The 13,939-nt window shown below is 71.1% G+C and carries 10 protein-coding genes; 2 read left to right on the forward strand and 8 right to left on the reverse strand.

The window, feature by feature from the left end:
• The gene (gene lepA, locus VIP82_RS19475) at positions 1 to 1,866 is read right to left on the reverse strand and encodes a translation elongation factor 4 (protein WP_331911660.1); all 1,866 of its coding nucleotides are present in this window, start codon (positions 1,864 to 1,866) and stop codon (positions 1 to 3) included.
• Positions 1,867 to 1,971: 105 nt separating this feature from the next.
• Entirely contained in the window at positions 1,972 to 3,114 is a 1,143-nt protein-coding gene (locus VIP82_RS19480) for a pyridoxal phosphate-dependent aminotransferase (protein ID WP_331911662.1), read from the reverse strand.
• Between the two features lie 39 nt (positions 3,115 to 3,153).
• Between VIP82_RS19480 and VIP82_RS19485 the strand changes: the two genes are divergently transcribed.
• Positions 3,154 to 3,879, forward strand: coding sequence for an alpha/beta fold hydrolase (locus tag VIP82_RS19485; protein WP_331911664.1), 726 nt, complete (start codon positions 3,154 to 3,156; stop codon positions 3,877 to 3,879).
• On the opposite strand, the gene VIP82_RS19490 is transcribed toward VIP82_RS19485, so the two are convergent.
• Both VIP82_RS19490 and VIP82_RS19495 read right to left on the reverse strand, forming a co-directional pair.
• The gene (locus VIP82_RS19490) at positions 3,868 to 5,118 is read right to left on the reverse strand and encodes an MFS transporter (RefSeq protein ID WP_331911666.1); all 1,251 of its coding nucleotides are present in this window, start codon (positions 5,116 to 5,118) and stop codon (positions 3,868 to 3,870) included. The two genes, VIP82_RS19485 and VIP82_RS19490, sit on opposite strands and share 12 nt — an antisense overlap.
• A complete protein-coding gene (locus tag VIP82_RS19495) occupies positions 5,115 to 6,491 on the reverse strand; it encodes a GH1 family beta-glucosidase (RefSeq protein WP_331911668.1) in 1,377 nt (458 codons plus the stop codon). The genes VIP82_RS19490 and VIP82_RS19495 overlap by 4 nt, the downstream gene beginning before the upstream one ends.
• Before the next feature lie 216 nt (positions 6,492 to 6,707).
• Here VIP82_RS19495 and rpsT point away from each other — a divergent pair, with 216 nt between their 5' ends.
• A complete protein-coding gene (gene rpsT / locus VIP82_RS19500; protein ID WP_331911670.1) occupies positions 6,708 to 6,968 on the forward strand; it encodes a 30S ribosomal protein S20 in 261 nt (86 codons plus the stop codon).
• Positions 6,969 to 7,081: 113 nt separating this feature from the next.
• On the opposite strand, the gene holA is transcribed toward rpsT, so the two are convergent.
• From holA to leuS, 4 genes are all read right to left on the reverse strand, one after another.
• Positions 7,082 to 8,119, reverse strand: coding sequence for a DNA polymerase III subunit delta (gene holA / locus VIP82_RS19505; RefSeq protein ID WP_331911672.1), 1,038 nt, complete (start codon positions 8,117 to 8,119; stop codon positions 7,082 to 7,084).
• Positions 8,120 to 8,204: 85 nt separating this feature from the next.
• Positions 8,205 to 10,592: a ComEC/Rec2 family competence protein gene (locus tag VIP82_RS19510; protein ID WP_331911674.1), complete on the reverse strand. Its 2,388-nt coding sequence runs from the start codon at positions 10,590 to 10,592 to the stop codon at positions 8,205 to 8,207.
• A gap of 1 nt (position 10,593) precedes the next feature.
• Complete coding sequence (locus VIP82_RS19515; protein ID WP_331911676.1) at positions 10,594 to 11,211, reverse strand: ComEA family DNA-binding protein; 618 nt, start codon at positions 11,209 to 11,211, stop codon at positions 10,594 to 10,596.
• Positions 11,212 to 11,302: 91 nt separating this feature from the next.
• Positions 11,303 to 13,903, reverse strand: a complete 2,601-nt coding sequence (leuS, locus tag VIP82_RS19520; RefSeq protein ID WP_414684707.1) for a leucine--tRNA ligase — start codon at positions 13,901 to 13,903, stop codon at positions 11,303 to 11,305.
• Positions 13,904 to 13,939 lie beyond the last annotated feature (36 nt).

A 13,939-nucleotide genomic window follows, 5' to 3' on the forward strand; every position in this document is an offset into this window, starting at 1 on the left:
CTACTTGGCACCCTTTCCCTCGACGTCACCCGAGAGCGCGGCGATGAACGCCTCCTGGGGGACCTCGACGCGACCGACCATCTTCATGCGCTTCTTGCCCTCCTTCTGCTTCTCGAGCAGCTTGCGCTTACGCGTGATGTCACCGCCGTAGCACTTGGCGAGGACGTCCTTGCGCATGGCGCGGATGTTCTCGCGCGCGATGATCCGCGCGCCGATGGCCGCCTGGATGGGCACCTCGAACTGCTGGCGCGGGATCAGCTTGCGCAGGCGCTCGGTCATCATCGTCCCGTAGGCGTACGCCTTCTCGCGGTGGACGATCGAACTGAATGCGTCGACCTTGTCGCCCTGCAGCAGGATGTCGACCTTCACGAGATCGGCCTCCTGGCTGCCTGCGGGCTCGTAATCGAGGCTCGCGTAGCCCTGCGTGCGGGACTTCAGGTGGTCGAAGAAGTCGAACACGATCTCGCCGAGCGGCATGTTGTAGCGCAGTTCGACGCGCTCCTCGCTGAAGTACTCCATGCCCAGCAGCTGGCCGCGACGCGACTGGCAGAGCTCCATGACGGTGCCGACGTAGTCCTTCGGCGTCAGGATGGCGGCCTTGACGACGGGCTCGCTCACCGTGGCGACCCGCCCGTCGGGATACTCGCTCGGGTTCGTGACCGTCACCTGCTCTCCGGTGTCGGTGGTCACCTCGTAGATCACGGAGGGCGCGGTCGTGATGAGGTCGAGGTCGAATTCGCGCGCGAGCCGCTCGGTGATGATCTCGAGGTGCAGCAGACCCAGGAAGCCGCAGCGGAAGCCGAAGCCCAGCGCGACCGACGTCTCGGGTTCGTACTGCAGCGACGCGTCCGAGAGCTTCAGCTTGTCGAGGGCCTCGCGCAGGTCGCCGTAGTCGCTGCCGTCGATCGGGTACACGCCCGAGAAGACCATCGGCTTGGGATCGGTGTAGCCCGCGAGCGCGTCGACTGCGGGCTTGCGCGCGGTGGTGACGGTGTCGCCGACCTTGGACTGGCGAACGTCCTTCACCCCGGTGATGAGGTAGCCGACCTCGCCCACGCCGAGCCCCCTCGTCGGGACGGGCTCGGGGCTCGACACGCCGATCTCGAGGAGGTCGTGCGTGGCCTTGGTCGACATCATCTGGATGCGCTCGCGCGGCTCCAGCTTGCCGTCGACCATGCGCACGTACGTCACCACACCGCGGTAGGAGTCGTACACGGAGTCGAAGATCATGGCGCGGGCGGGGGCATCCGCGTTCCCCTGGGGTGCGGGGATCTGCTCGACGATGCGGTCGAGGAGGGTCTCGACGCCCATCCCCGTCTTGCCCGACACGCGCAGCACGTCGTCGGGCGAGCCGCCGATGAGGTTCGCGAGCTCGGCGGCGAACTTGTCGGGGTCGGCCGCCGGCAGGTCGATCTTGTTGAGCACGGGGATGATGTGCAGATCGTTCTCGAGCGCCAGGTACAGGTTCGCGAGCGTCTGCGCCTCGATGCCCTGTGCCGCGTCGACGAGCAGGATCGCGCCCTCGCACGCGGCGAGCGAGCGCGAGACCTCATAGGTGAAGTCGACGTGGCCGGGCGTGTCGATCATGTTCAGCGCGAACACGTCGTCGGTGGTTGAGCCTGTCGAGACCGCCCAGGGCATCCGCACCGCCTGCGACTTGATCGTGATGCCGCGTTCGCGCTCGATGTCCATGCGGTCGAGGTACTGCGCACGCATGTCGCGATCGGAGACGACGCCGGTGATCTGCAGCATGCGGTCGGCCAACGTGGACTTGCCGTGGTCGATGTGGGCGATGATGCAGAAGTTGCGGATCAGCTCGGGCGGCGTGGCGGAGGGCTCGAGGGGCTTCAGGGCGCGGGGTGACATGTCCAGACGATTGTACGGGTGCGGGATGCCGAGACACTGCGAGTCGCCGGGCTGTGACGGCGAGGGCCCCGGCGATCGAGTTCCGCGCGATGCGACCGGCGTGCGTCAGGCGGGTGCGGGCAGTCGGCTCAGGCCCTCGAGCAGTTCGCTTCGGTCACTGGCCACGCACACCCGGATCCAGCCCTCCCCCGATGCGCCGAACGCACTCCCGGGCGCGACGGCGACGCCCAGCTCGTCGAGGAATCGCTCGCACCACGCCATGACGTCGCCGTGCGAGACGTGAGAGACGTCGATCCAGAGGTAGAACGCGCCGGTCGGCGCGACGTGGCGCAATCCGCGCGCCGACAGCAGCGCCGTCGCGACGGCGAGGTTGGCGCGGTAGTGCGCAGCGCTCTGCGACACGGCATCCTGGTCGCCGGTGAGCGCCTCGGCCGCGGCCCGCTGCGACGGCTCGTCGACGCAGCTGACGACGGACTCCTGCACGCGCAGCATCGTCTGCCGCCAGCCAGGAGGGGTGACGAGCCAGCCGACGCGGGCGCCCGTCATCGCGTACGTCTTCGACATCGAGAACACCGACAGCACCCGGCCGTCGCGATCGAGCGTCGCGGGACTCACGTGCGGGGCTCCCCAGGTGAACCGCTCGTACACCTCGTCGCTGAGGAGCCACAGGTCGTGCCGCTGCGCCAGCGCGATGAGCGCCTCCAGCGTCGAACGATCGAAGGTCGAGCCCAGCGGGTTGGAGGGCGTGTTCACGATGAGCGCACGCGTGCGCGGCGTCACGAGCGACTCGAGCTCCGCGAGATCCGGCTGGAAGTCGCGCTCCGGCCGCAGCGGATAAGGCACGGGCACGGCCTGCAGCAGGTGGGCGTTCATCGTGAACGTGGTGTAGCCGGGATCCGGCACCAGCACCTCGTCGCCGTGCGACAGCGTGAGCGCCATCGCGAGGTGCAGCGCCTGCGTGGCGCCGACGGTCACCCAGATCTGCTCGGTGTCGACATCGAGGCCGTTCTCACGCGCGAGCTTGCCGCGGATCGCCTCGCGGAGGGCTGGGATGCCCCCATTGGGCGTGTAGCGGATGGCGCCGGCCCGCCAGGCGTCGGCCGCCGCATCCCGGATCCTGCCGCCTGCGACCTCGCCCGGCTCGCCCACCGCGAGGATGATCGTGCCGGGTCGGCGCAGCGCACGCTCGAGGATGTGGCGCACCCCCGAGCCCGGCATGTGCGCGATGTGCGGAGCGATCTCGGGCATGCCGCCATGCTAAGGCGGCTCCCCCGCTAGCCTGTCGTCATGGTGGTGCAGGTCGTGCTCGTCCACGGCATCCGGACGTCCGCCACGATGTGGCGCGCTCAGGTCGACTACCTGACCGAGCGCGGCACTCCGGTCACGGCCGTCGACCTGCCCGGCCACGGATCGCGCATAGCCGAGGACTTCACGCTCGAATCGGCGATGGCGACGATCGACGGCGCGGTGCGCTCCGCCGCCGAACGCGGACCGGTCCTGCTCTCGGGGCACTCGATGGGCGGACTGCTGTGCGTCGAGTACGTGGGTGCGGAGGATCCGCCCCCTGTCTCAGGCCTCATCGCGGCGTCGTGCACCGCGATCCCCCGGGGCGTGGGACTCGGGGCCTACCGCATGCTCGCGCGCGGCTTCGACTCCCTCCCCGATCGCGGGATGTGGCTGACCGATCGCATGCTGGACCGGATCCTTCCCGATGAGACCCGCGCCGACTTCGGCGCCGGCGGCTACGCGCTGGATGCTCAGGACACCGCGCTGCGCAGTCTGTCGGTGCTCGACCTGCTCGCCGCCCTCCACCGCATAGACGTGCCGCTGTGGTTCGTCAACGGGCAGTACGACCAGCTCCGCGTGAACGAGAAGCTGTTCATGCGCATCGCGCAGCATGCCGAGCTCGTCGTCGTCCCCCGCACGACCCACCACGTCACCGTGATGCGCCCGCGCGTGTTCGACGCGCTCCTCGAAGTGGCCCTGACGACCCTGGAGTCGTCAGACCGCTGACGTCGTGCGATCGCGCGTGCGGATCGCGTAGGTCATGAACCCGCCGATGATCGACAGGATGCCGCCCACCAGGAAGAGCAGCCAGAAGCCGCCGACGAGCGCCACCAGCCCGGCGCCGAGAAGCGGCCCGATGAGCTGCCCGAGGCTCGCCGAGACGTTGACGAAACCCAGGTCGCGGGCGTGGTCCTCCGCGTACGGCAGCAGATCGGTGCCCAGCGCCAGGCTCACCGACATGTACGCCCCGTAGCCGACGCCGAGGAGCGCGGCGGCGATCATCGCCGAGGTGAGCGACGGGGCCACGACGAGGATGATCGACGCGAGGCCCTGGATCACGGCCGGCCACACCACGAACGGCAGCCGGCGACCGGTGCGGTCGGAGATCCAGCCCGACACGATGGACGACACGACGACGAACAGCGTGTACACGAGGATCAGCAGCAGCAGCTCGTCCTCGGCGGTCGCGGCATCCCGGTGCAGGCCGTAGAGCAGGAAGAACAGCAGCAGCCCGGTTCCGAGCGCGTTGCCGATGTTGACCGTCAGGCGCCCTGCGAGCAGCCACGCGAAGTCGCGGTCGCGCAGGGCGGCGAGGCGCTCGCGCAGCGTCCTGACCTCTCGCGCCACGGCCACCTCCGCACGCGCAGGCGGATCGGGAAGGAGCAGGGCCGCCACCGTGCCCACGATGGCGAGGAAGCCGGCCAATGCGAGGTAGCCGACCACGACGCCGAGCTCCAGGAGCACGATGACGCCCACCCCGACCACGATCCCGAGCGCCTGCGAGGACGAGACGGCCGCGGACGCCGCGCCTCGCTGCGTCGTCAGCTGGTCGGCGATCAGTGCGGTGAAGGCCGCCGAGGCCACGGCGACGCCCACCGAGACGCCGACCCACGCGAGACCCACGCCCCAGGGGCCCGAGGCGAAGGCGATGGCGGTGAGCGACGCCGTGCCGAGCCAGACTCCGCCGAGCGCCCACGGCCGCCGGCGCCCCCATCGTCCGCGGGTGCGGTCGGACAGGCCGCCTGCGAGCGGGGCGGCGATGACACCCGCGACGCCGCCGATCGCCAGGACGAGTCCCGACGAGACGACCCCCGACACCCAGCCCGCGGCGTCGTCGGGCGTGTCGAGCTGGAGGGGTATGAGCAGCTGCAGCGGAGTCAGCTGGACGGTCCACAGCGCGAGCCACGCCAGAGTGAAGAGCGTGAACCAGCTCGCGCCCACCGTGCCGCGCTGCCGCGCGCTCACGAGCGCGCCTCGGCGATGAGCGTGCGGTACCAGTCGAACGAGGCCTTCGGGGTGCGCTCGGCCGTGTCGAAGTCGACGTGCACCAGCCCGAAGCGCTGCGACCACCCGTCGGCCCACTCGAAGTTGTCCAGCAGCGACCACACGGTGTACTCGCGGACGTCGACGCCCGCGCCGACCGCGGCGCCGACGGCGTCGATGTGGCCGGCCAGATACGAGATGCGGTCGGCATCGTGGACCGGGCCGTCGACGTGGGCGGGCTCGGGGAACGATGCGCCGTTCTCACCGATCACGAGTGGAGGAAGGCGGTCGCCATAGCGTTCGCGGAAGTCGAGCAGAAGCTCGGTGAGCGAAGCGGGCACGATGGGCCACTCCGGTCCGAACCCGGTGACGGGTGCACCAGGCGTGGGAACGATCTCGAAGGGAACGGGACTGCCCTCCGCGGCGGCCGCGACGGTCGTCGGGTTGTAGAAGTTGATGCCGTAGAAGTCCCCGGGCGTCGAGATGAGCCCGAGATCGCCGTCCGCGACCGGCATCGGCGGGATGCCGAGCGCCTCCAGATCCGGGTACGCCCCGGTGAGCACCGGCTCGGCGAAGACGCGGTTGTGGAGCACGTCGTACACCGCGGCGGCGGTGAGGTCGGCATCCGTCCGGCTTGCGGGAAGCACCAGCGTGTGGTTGTTGACGATGCCGACCTCCTCCGCGCCGGCGGCTCGCAGCGCCCGCTGTGCCAGGCCGTGGGCGAGAAGCTGATGGTGCACGGTGGGGAGGGAGCCGAACAGGAGCTGACGACCCGGCGCCAGCGTTCCCACGGCGTAGCCCTGCAGCGACGTGGAGACGGGTTCGTTGAGCGTGTACCAGTGACGGATGCGGTCGCCGAGCGCCTCGGCCACGATTCCGGCGTACTCGCCGAAGCGATCCGCGGTGTCGCGCGACAGCCATCCGCCCTGCTCCTCGAGCGTGCTCGGCAGGTCCCAGTGATACAGCGTCGCGAACGGCGTGACCCCGGCATCCAGGAGATCGTCGGCGAGCCGGCGGTAGTAGTCGAGTCCCGCCTGCAGGACGGGGCCGCTCGGTTCGGGCTGCACCCGCACCCAGGAGATCGAGAAGCGATAGCGGTCGACGCCGAGCCCGGCGAGGAGCGCGACGTCTTCGCGGTGTCGCCGGTAGCTGTCGGGGCCGGGGTCCGCGGTCGCGGTGTCCCGGACGGCGCCGGGTGAATCGACGAAGTCGTCCCAGATCGACCGGCCCCGTCCGTCGGCGGTGCGCGAACCCTCCACCTGGAAGGCAGCGGTCGCCGCGGACCACCGGAAGCCCGGCGGGAACGGTGCGAGGTCGACGGACGGAAGCTGCGGCACGGTGGACTCCTTCGTCATGGATGCACGCCTCGGGTGCGCGCACCCACGCCTAGATCATGCATCATCGCGCCTCTGCCTCGTGCACGCAGGCGGGCGTCAATGGGAGGTCGACCGACCTGATAGAATCCTTGTTTGGCTTGCGTGTGGGTTCGCCCTCACGACCGTCGCGAAGCGCCCCTCTCTCGCTGACCGGCACATCCATCCGATTCCCTTCGAACGAAAGAACGTCGACACGTGGCGAACATCAAGTCGCAGATCAAGCGCAACAAGACCAACGAGAAGGCGCGCGAGCGCAACAAGGCTGTCAAGAGCGAGCTGAAGACGCACGTCCGTCGCGCCCGCGAGGCGGTCGCCGCAGGCGACAAGGCCGCGGCCGAGAAGGCTCTGGGCACGGCGTCCAAGAAGCTCGACAAGGCTGTCAGCAAGGGCGTCATCCACAAGAACCAGGCGGCGAACCGCAAGTCGGCCATCGCCAAGCAGGTCTCCGCGCTCTGAGACTTCGACACGCTCTGCGGCCGTGAGGTCGCCGCCGGCGCGAGATCGCCCGGTGAGCGTCAGTCGAAAAGGCCCGTCCCGTCAGGGGCGGGCCTTTCGCATGTGCTCCGGGCTCAGGCGCCGTACGGCGCGCGGGTCGCGATGACCGTGATCATGCGCTCGAGTGCGAAGACCGCATCGCGAGAGCCGCCCTTGACCTCAGCATCCGCCCGCGCCGTCGCCTGGATGGCGCGGCCCAGGCTCTCTTCGTTCCACCCCATCAGGTCGCGGCGGGCGCGATCGACCTGCCAGTCCTTCATGCCGAGCCGGGCAGCGAGAGCCGCCGAGGGCTCGCGGTTACCCGCCACCCGCGCCATGGTGCGCAGCTTCATCGCGACCGCCGCGACGAGCGGAACGGGGTCGGCACCCGAGGCGAGCGCGTGGCGGAGCGCGATGAGGGCCTCGCCGTAGCGGCCCGCGATCGCGGTGTCGGCGACGGTGAACGCCGACGTCTCGACACGGCCGCCGTAGTAGCGCTCGACGATCTGGTCGGTGATGTCGCCCGGAACGTCGGCGATCAGCTGCTGGCACGCCGCGGCGAGCTCGGTGAGATCGTCGGCGAACGCCGAGACGAGGGCGCGCAGGGCGGTGGGCGCGATGCGCTTCTTGGCCGCCTGGAACTCCCCCGCGGCGAAGTCGAAGCGGTCGGAATCGCGCTTGACGGCAGGACACGCGATCTCGACGCCGGAGCCCTCCCCGGCGCGGATCGCGTCGAGCAGCTTCTTGCCGCGGACGCTCGCACCGGTGTGGCGGAGCACCACGGTCGCGCCGTCCTGCGGGGCGGACAGGTAGGAGACGGCTTCGGCCAGGAAGGTGTCGGAGCACTTCTCCACGCCGCTCACGCGCACCAACCGCGGCTCGCCGAACAGCGACGGCGACGTGACTCCCAGCAGTGTTCCCGCGGCGTAGTCGTCGGCGCGGATGTCGGAGACCTCGAGCGTCGGATCCTCGGCGCGCAGGTAGTCCCGCACCCCCGCGATCGCCCGCTCGGCGCAGACCTCTTCGGGACCGGACACCAGCACGATCGGCGCGGGCTGCGGCGCCCGCCACGACAGCTGTGGAATGGCGCTGCGCGCCGCCTTCGCGGGTGCTCGGCGAGCGGGAGAAGCCATTCCCCCAGCCTACCGACGACCACCGACGGCGGTCGTCAGCGGCAACTGCAGCGGCGACCCGTGCGCGTCGCCGGAGCACCGGCCCTCAGCCGCCGCGCTCGCGCCAGATCGTGACGGCTCCTTCCGACGACCAGAGCGCGATCGCGCCGTCCCGGTCGGTGCGTGCGATGCGCGCGCCCACGGTTTCGAGGATCGTGAGCGTCTCCTCTCGCGGGTGGCCGTAGTCGTTGTCGGTCCCGACCGTGACGAGCGCCACGGCGGGCCGAGCGGCGACGTACAGCTCGGCATCCTGGTCCGCACTGCCGTGATGGGCGACCTTGACGATCGCGTAGGGCGGGGCGAGCGCACCGGATGCCGTGAGCACGCGCTGCGGCGACGCGGACAGGTCGCCGAGTGCCAGCGTGGGCGGGATACCACCGCCGCGCACGTCGACGACGACGCTGGCGTCGTTGCCCTCCGGGAACGCCCGGCTGCCGGGCTTCGGCCAGAGCACACGCCACCGGGCCTCGCCGAGCGAGCCGGTGAGACCCGCTGATGCCTCTGTCGCCTGCGCTCCGTGTGCCGTCAGCGCGGCGATCTGGGCTTTGCCCTGGGCGTCGCCGGGACCGTGGAGCACGGTGCCGACGCGGCCCCGCACGGCGGCGAGTCCGCCGATGTGGTCGAGGTCGTAGTGAGTCAGCACGAGAAGGTCGATGCGCTCGATCCCGGCGCGCGACAGACATGCGGCGAGCGGCGCGGGATCCGGCCCCGTGTCGATGAGCGCGACGGCGCCGGCAGAGCGGAGCAGCACCGCGTCGCCCTGACCGACGTCGCAGGCGAGCACCGCCCAGTCGGCGGGCAGCGTCCATCGGCCCGCGATCGAGGTGAGCGCGCCTGCGCCCACCGCCGCGCCGGTGACCACCGCCACCAGGCAGACCGATCCTGCCCGAGCCAGCCGCTGCGCGCGCGACCCGCCCCGTCCCCGCACGATGACCAGCCCGACCGCCAGGCCGAGGATCGCCAGGGCCACCGCTCCCGGCCACCCCTCGAGCCACGGCAGAGCGTCGCCGGGCAGGCCGGCGGTCGTCGTCGCCGTCGCAGCGATCCAGGATGCCGGCAGCCACGCGAGGGCCGCCAGACCGGACTGCAGCCACGGCAGGGGTGCAGCAAGGCATGCGGCGAGGCCGAGCACCGTCGCCACCGGCGCCGCGGGACCGGCCAGGAGGTTCGCGAGCACACCGTACACGGGAACGGTCGGCTCGATGAGGATCAGCAGAGGTCCGCAGGCGAGCTGGGCGGCGAGCGGAACGGCCACTGCCAGCGCAAGGGGACGGGGAACGGCGCGCGCGAGGCCCGCCGCGAGAGGCCGCGCGCACAGCAGCAGCGAGGCCGTCGCCGCAGCCGAGAGCGCGAAGCCGAGCGATGCCGCGAGCCACGGATCGATGACGAGAAGCACCGTCACGGCCGTGGACAGGAGAGCGATCCCGACCCCGGCACGGCCGAGCAGCACCGCGAGCATCGCGATGGCGGCCATGGCAGCGGCGCGCACCACGCTGGGCTCCGGTGTGACGAGAACCACGAAGCCCACGAGCACCGCGAGACCGCACGCGACGCGCAGACCCCGGGAAGCACCGCACGCGGCGGCCATGGCGAAGGCGATGCCGACGACGAGTGCGCAGTTCGCGCCCGACACCGCCGTGAGGTGCGACAGTGAAGCCGCCTTCATCGCCGTGTCGAGCGCCGGCGACACGATCGAGGTGTCGCCGACCGCCAGTCCCGGCACGAGGCCGGCGCCCATGCCCGGCAGGCCCGCCACCGCGCGGAGGAGCCCGCGGCGCAGGTCGGCGGCCACGGCGGTGAGACCCTCCGGGGCGTGCACGACATCGACGCCCCGAGAGGCCCACAGCACCAGCACCGCCCGCTCGGCGGGACGGCCGGGCGCCGCGGTGCCGCGGGCGTCCACCACGGCGCCGACGTCGAGTCGCCCGAGACGATCCACGTCGTCGATGGCGGCGCGCACGATGATCTCGACGTCGGCCGCACGCGTCTCGGCGCCGGTCGCGAACTGCACGGCACGGGCGTCGAACGCGAGCGTCCCGTCGGCGCGGCGCTCGACCTTGCCGACGACCTGCGCGCGCACCTCGACCGCACGCCCGCCGTCGAGTGCCAGGTCGGCGATGCTCGCGCGCGCAGGCTGGGCCCAGGCGACGTGGGAGGCGGCTGCCGCGGATGCGGCGGTGGCGAGCACCGCGACGACCAGGGCGCGACGCAGCGCGTGGCGCGGCATCCGGAGCAGTCCCGGCCCCTGCGCGGGGCAAGGCAGGGATCTCGCACGGCCGCTCAGGGCCAGGACGGCGAGGGCGGCCATCGCGACGATCGCCCACAGGGCGACGGCGATCCAGGGCGCGGCGGCGGGAGCGAGGGTCGCAGCACCGGCCGCCGCCCAGCACAGCCCGGCGACGGGTACCGGTCTGAGTGCCGCCGCGCGCGGCATCTCACACCGTCACGAGGTCGCGGAGGGACTCCAGCATCTTGTCGCCGATCCCCGGCACCGCCAGGAGGTCTTCGATGCTGGTGAAGCCGCCGTTGTCGTCGCGCCACGTGATGATGCGCTCGGCGAGGGCGGGCCCGATGCGTGGCAGCGTCTCGAGCAGCGCGGCATCTGCGGTGTTGAGGTCGACGCGACCGTCAGCGGGTGCAGCGGCAGCCGCGCCGGCCTGCGGCGCCTCGCCCTCGCGCGGCACGGGCAGCTGTTCGCCGTCGTCGAGCGGCCGCGCGAGGTTGACCGCGTCGCGGTCGGCGTCGTCGGCGAAACCGCCCGCCGCGGCGACGGCATCCACGACGCGGGCGCCGGCGGGCAGCACGTACAGTCCGGGAACGCGCACCGCCCCCGACACGTGTACGTAGAGGTCGGCGCGGGTCGTGGCGGCCGCGGCCGGCGTCTGGTCGACGACGACCTCGTCGACCGGCGCCAGCGCACCGCGCAGGATGCCGATGCCGACCGTGATCGCCAGTGCGGCGATCACCAGCACGACGACGGCGCCGATTCCGATACGGCGCCGTGCCGCGGAGGGATGCGCCGCGGGTGGCTCGTCGCGGTCACCGGCTGTCACCGGATTCACGCTAAGTGGCCGGTGACAGCCGGTCGGCGCGCAGGCGCAGGGATGTGGACTCTCCCCGACGCCGCCTTCCTGGGGAGGAAGGTCAGTGCGTGCTGAAACTCACGACCTTGGGCGGCCGCACGACGGTGCGCGTGATCTCACGGTCGCCGAGGGCACGGACGACCTTCTCGTCCGCCCGGGCGAGGCGCTCGAGCTCCGCGGCGTCGATGCGGGCGGCGACCTGCAGGGTGCCGCGCACCTTGCCGTCGACCTGGACGATCGCCGTCACGCTCTCTTCGACGAGCAGAGTCGGGTCGGCGTTGCGCCACGGCACGAGGCCGACGAAGCCGTCGTAGCCGAGGATCTGCCACATCTCCTCCGCGAGGTGGGGGGCGAACAGGTCGAGGATCATCGCGGTGGCCTCGGCGGCCTCGCGCACCGCCGGGTCCGCCGGGCCCGCGCCGGTGTCGATCACCTTGCGCGTCGCGTTGACCAGCTCCATGAGGCGCGCCACGACGACGTTGAACTTCGTCTGCTCGACGAGGCCGGGGGCATCGGCGAGCAGGCGGTGCGTCACGCGGCGCAGCGACGCATCGCCCTCCGCCCAGACGACGTCGGGGTCGCTCGTGACGTCCGTGGCGACGCGCCACGCGCGCGCCAGGAACTTCTGGGCGCCGGTTGTCGACACGTCCTCCCAGTTGATGTCGTCCTCGACCGGGCCGGCGAAGGCGATCGCGACGCGCACGGCGTCGGCGCCCGGATCGACCATGCTCGACGCGAACTCGACCAGGTTGCCCTTGGACTTCGACATCTTCGAGCCGTCAAGGAGGACCATGCCCTGGTTGATCAGGCTGGAGAAGGGCTCGGTGAAGTCGATCAGTCCCATGTCGAAGAGGACCTTGGTGATGAAGCGCGCGTACAGCAGGTGCAGGATCGCGTGCTCGACGCCGCCGATGTAGGAATCGACGGGCGCCCAGCGGTCCGCCTCGCGCGACGAGAACGCCTCGTCGGCGTCCTTCGGCGCGAGGAACCGCAGGAAGTACCACGAGCTGTCGACGAACGTGTCCATCGTGTCGGGGTCGCGCAGAGCCGGCTCACCCGTCTCGGGGTCGGTCGTCTGCATCCACTCGGTCGCGCCTCCCAGCGGCGACGTGCCCTTCGGCGCCAGGTCGAGGCCCTGCGCGTCGGGCAGGCGCAGCGGCAGCTGGTCGGCGGGAACGGGCACGATGCGCCCGTCCTCGGTGTGGACCATCGGGATCGGGGTGCCCCAGAATCGCTGACGCGAGATGAGCCAGTCGCGCAGACGGTACGACTTCGCCGCGCGGCCCGTGCCGGCGGCCTCGAGCTGCTCGATGATGCGCGCGATGGCGTTCCGCTTCGACAGGCCGTCCAGCGACCCGGAGTTGATCAGCCGGCCCTCGCCGGTGAGCGCGATGCCGGTGCGGGCGGGATCGATGTCGGAGAGCGCATCGAGCGGGCCAGGGTCGATCGGCACGCCGTCGTCGTCGAGCTCGATGACCGGGATGGCGCCGGTGATCGGGGCGGTGGTGTCGACCACGACCTTGACCGGAAGGTCGAAGGCGCGGGCGAAGTCGAGGTCGCGCTGGTCGTGCGCGGGGACGGCCATGACGGCGCCGTGGCCGTAGTCGGCGAGCACGTAGTCGGCGGCCCAGATCGGCAGGCGGTCGCCGTTGATGGGGTTGATCGCGAACCGGTCCAGGAAGACACCGGTCTTCGGACGGTCCGTGCTCTGGCGCTCGATCTCGGTCTCGCGCTGGACGCTCTCGAGGTAGTCCTGGAAGCGCATTCGCACCTCCGCCGAGGAGCCGGCGGCGAGTTCGGCGGCCAGGTCGCTGTCGGGGGCGACGACCATGAAGGTCGCGCCGTGGAGCGTGTCGGGGCGCGTCGAGAAGACGGTGACCTTGTCGGCGCGGCCCTCGATCTCGAAGTCGATGTCGGCGCCCACCGAGCGGCCGATCCAGTTCCGCTGCATGCGGATGACCTTCTGGGGCCAGAAGCCCTCGAGCTGGTTGAGGTCGTCCAGCAGACGGTCGGCGTACTCGGTGATCTTGAAGTACCACTGCGTGAGCTTCTTCTTGATCACCTCCGCGCCGCACCGCTCGCAGTGTCCGTCGACGACCTGCTCGTTGGCGAGCACGGTCTGGTCGTTCGGGCACCAGTTGACCGGGCTCTCCTTGCGGTAGGCCAGGCCGCGCTCGTAGAGGCGCTGGAAGAGCCACTGGTTCCAGTGGTAGTACTCCGGGTCGCTGGTGTGGAGGATGCGGCTCCAGTCGTACGACGAGCCGTACTCGCGGAAGCTCTTCTTGTGCTGCTCGATGTTCGCGTAGGTCCACTCGCGCGGGTCGGCGCCGCGCTGGATGGCCGCGTTCTCGGCGGGCAGCCCGAACGAGTCCCATCCGATGGGGTTCAGCACGTTGTAGCCGCGGTGGCGCCAGAACCGCGCCACGATGTCGACGTAGGCGTAGCTCTCGGCGTGCCCCATGTGCAGGTCGCCCGACGGGTACGGGAACATCCCGAGCACGTACTTCCGCGGACGCGTGTCGTCGGCGCCGCCGGCGCGGAACGGGTCGGCCTCGGCCCAGCGCGCCTGCCACTTCTGCTGGATCGAGTACGCGTCGTAGCCCTCGGCGGGCGCAGAGGTGACGGGGGTGTCGGTGTGACTCACGAGGGAAGTACCAATCATGGGATGCCGGGAAGCGCGCGCAGCGCGCGAAGCGCG

The organism is Microbacterium sp., from assembly GCF_036566905.1.
In the GTDB taxonomy this organism is placed as follows: domain Bacteria; phylum Actinomycetota; class Actinomycetes; order Actinomycetales; family Microbacteriaceae; genus Microbacterium.

Excerpts from the sequence above, each read along its gene's own strand:
- VIP82_RS19485 (WP_331911664.1), top strand. The coding sequence starts at position 3,154 with ATGGTGGTGCAGGTCGTGCTCGTCCACGGCATCCGGACGTCCGCCACG.
- lepA (WP_331911660.1), bottom strand. The coding sequence starts at position 1,866 with ATGTCACCCCGCGCCCTGAAGCCCCTCGAGCCCTCCGCCACGCCGCCC.
- VIP82_RS19510 (WP_331911674.1), bottom strand. The coding sequence starts at position 10,592 with ATGCCGCGCGCGGCGGCACTCAGACCGGTACCCGTCGCCGGGCTGTGC.
- leuS (WP_414684707.1), bottom strand. The coding sequence starts at position 13,903 with ATGATTGGTACTTCCCTCGTGAGTCACACCGACACCCCCGTCACCTCT.
- VIP82_RS19495 (WP_331911668.1), bottom strand. The coding sequence starts at position 6,491 with ATGACGAAGGAGTCCACCGTGCCGCAGCTTCCGTCCGTCGACCTCGCA.
- VIP82_RS19480 (WP_331911662.1), bottom strand. The coding sequence starts at position 3,114 with ATGCCCGAGATCGCTCCGCACATCGCGCACATGCCGGGCTCGGGGGTG.
- holA (WP_331911672.1), bottom strand. The coding sequence starts at position 8,119 with ATGGCTTCTCCCGCTCGCCGAGCACCCGCGAAGGCGGCGCGCAGCGCC.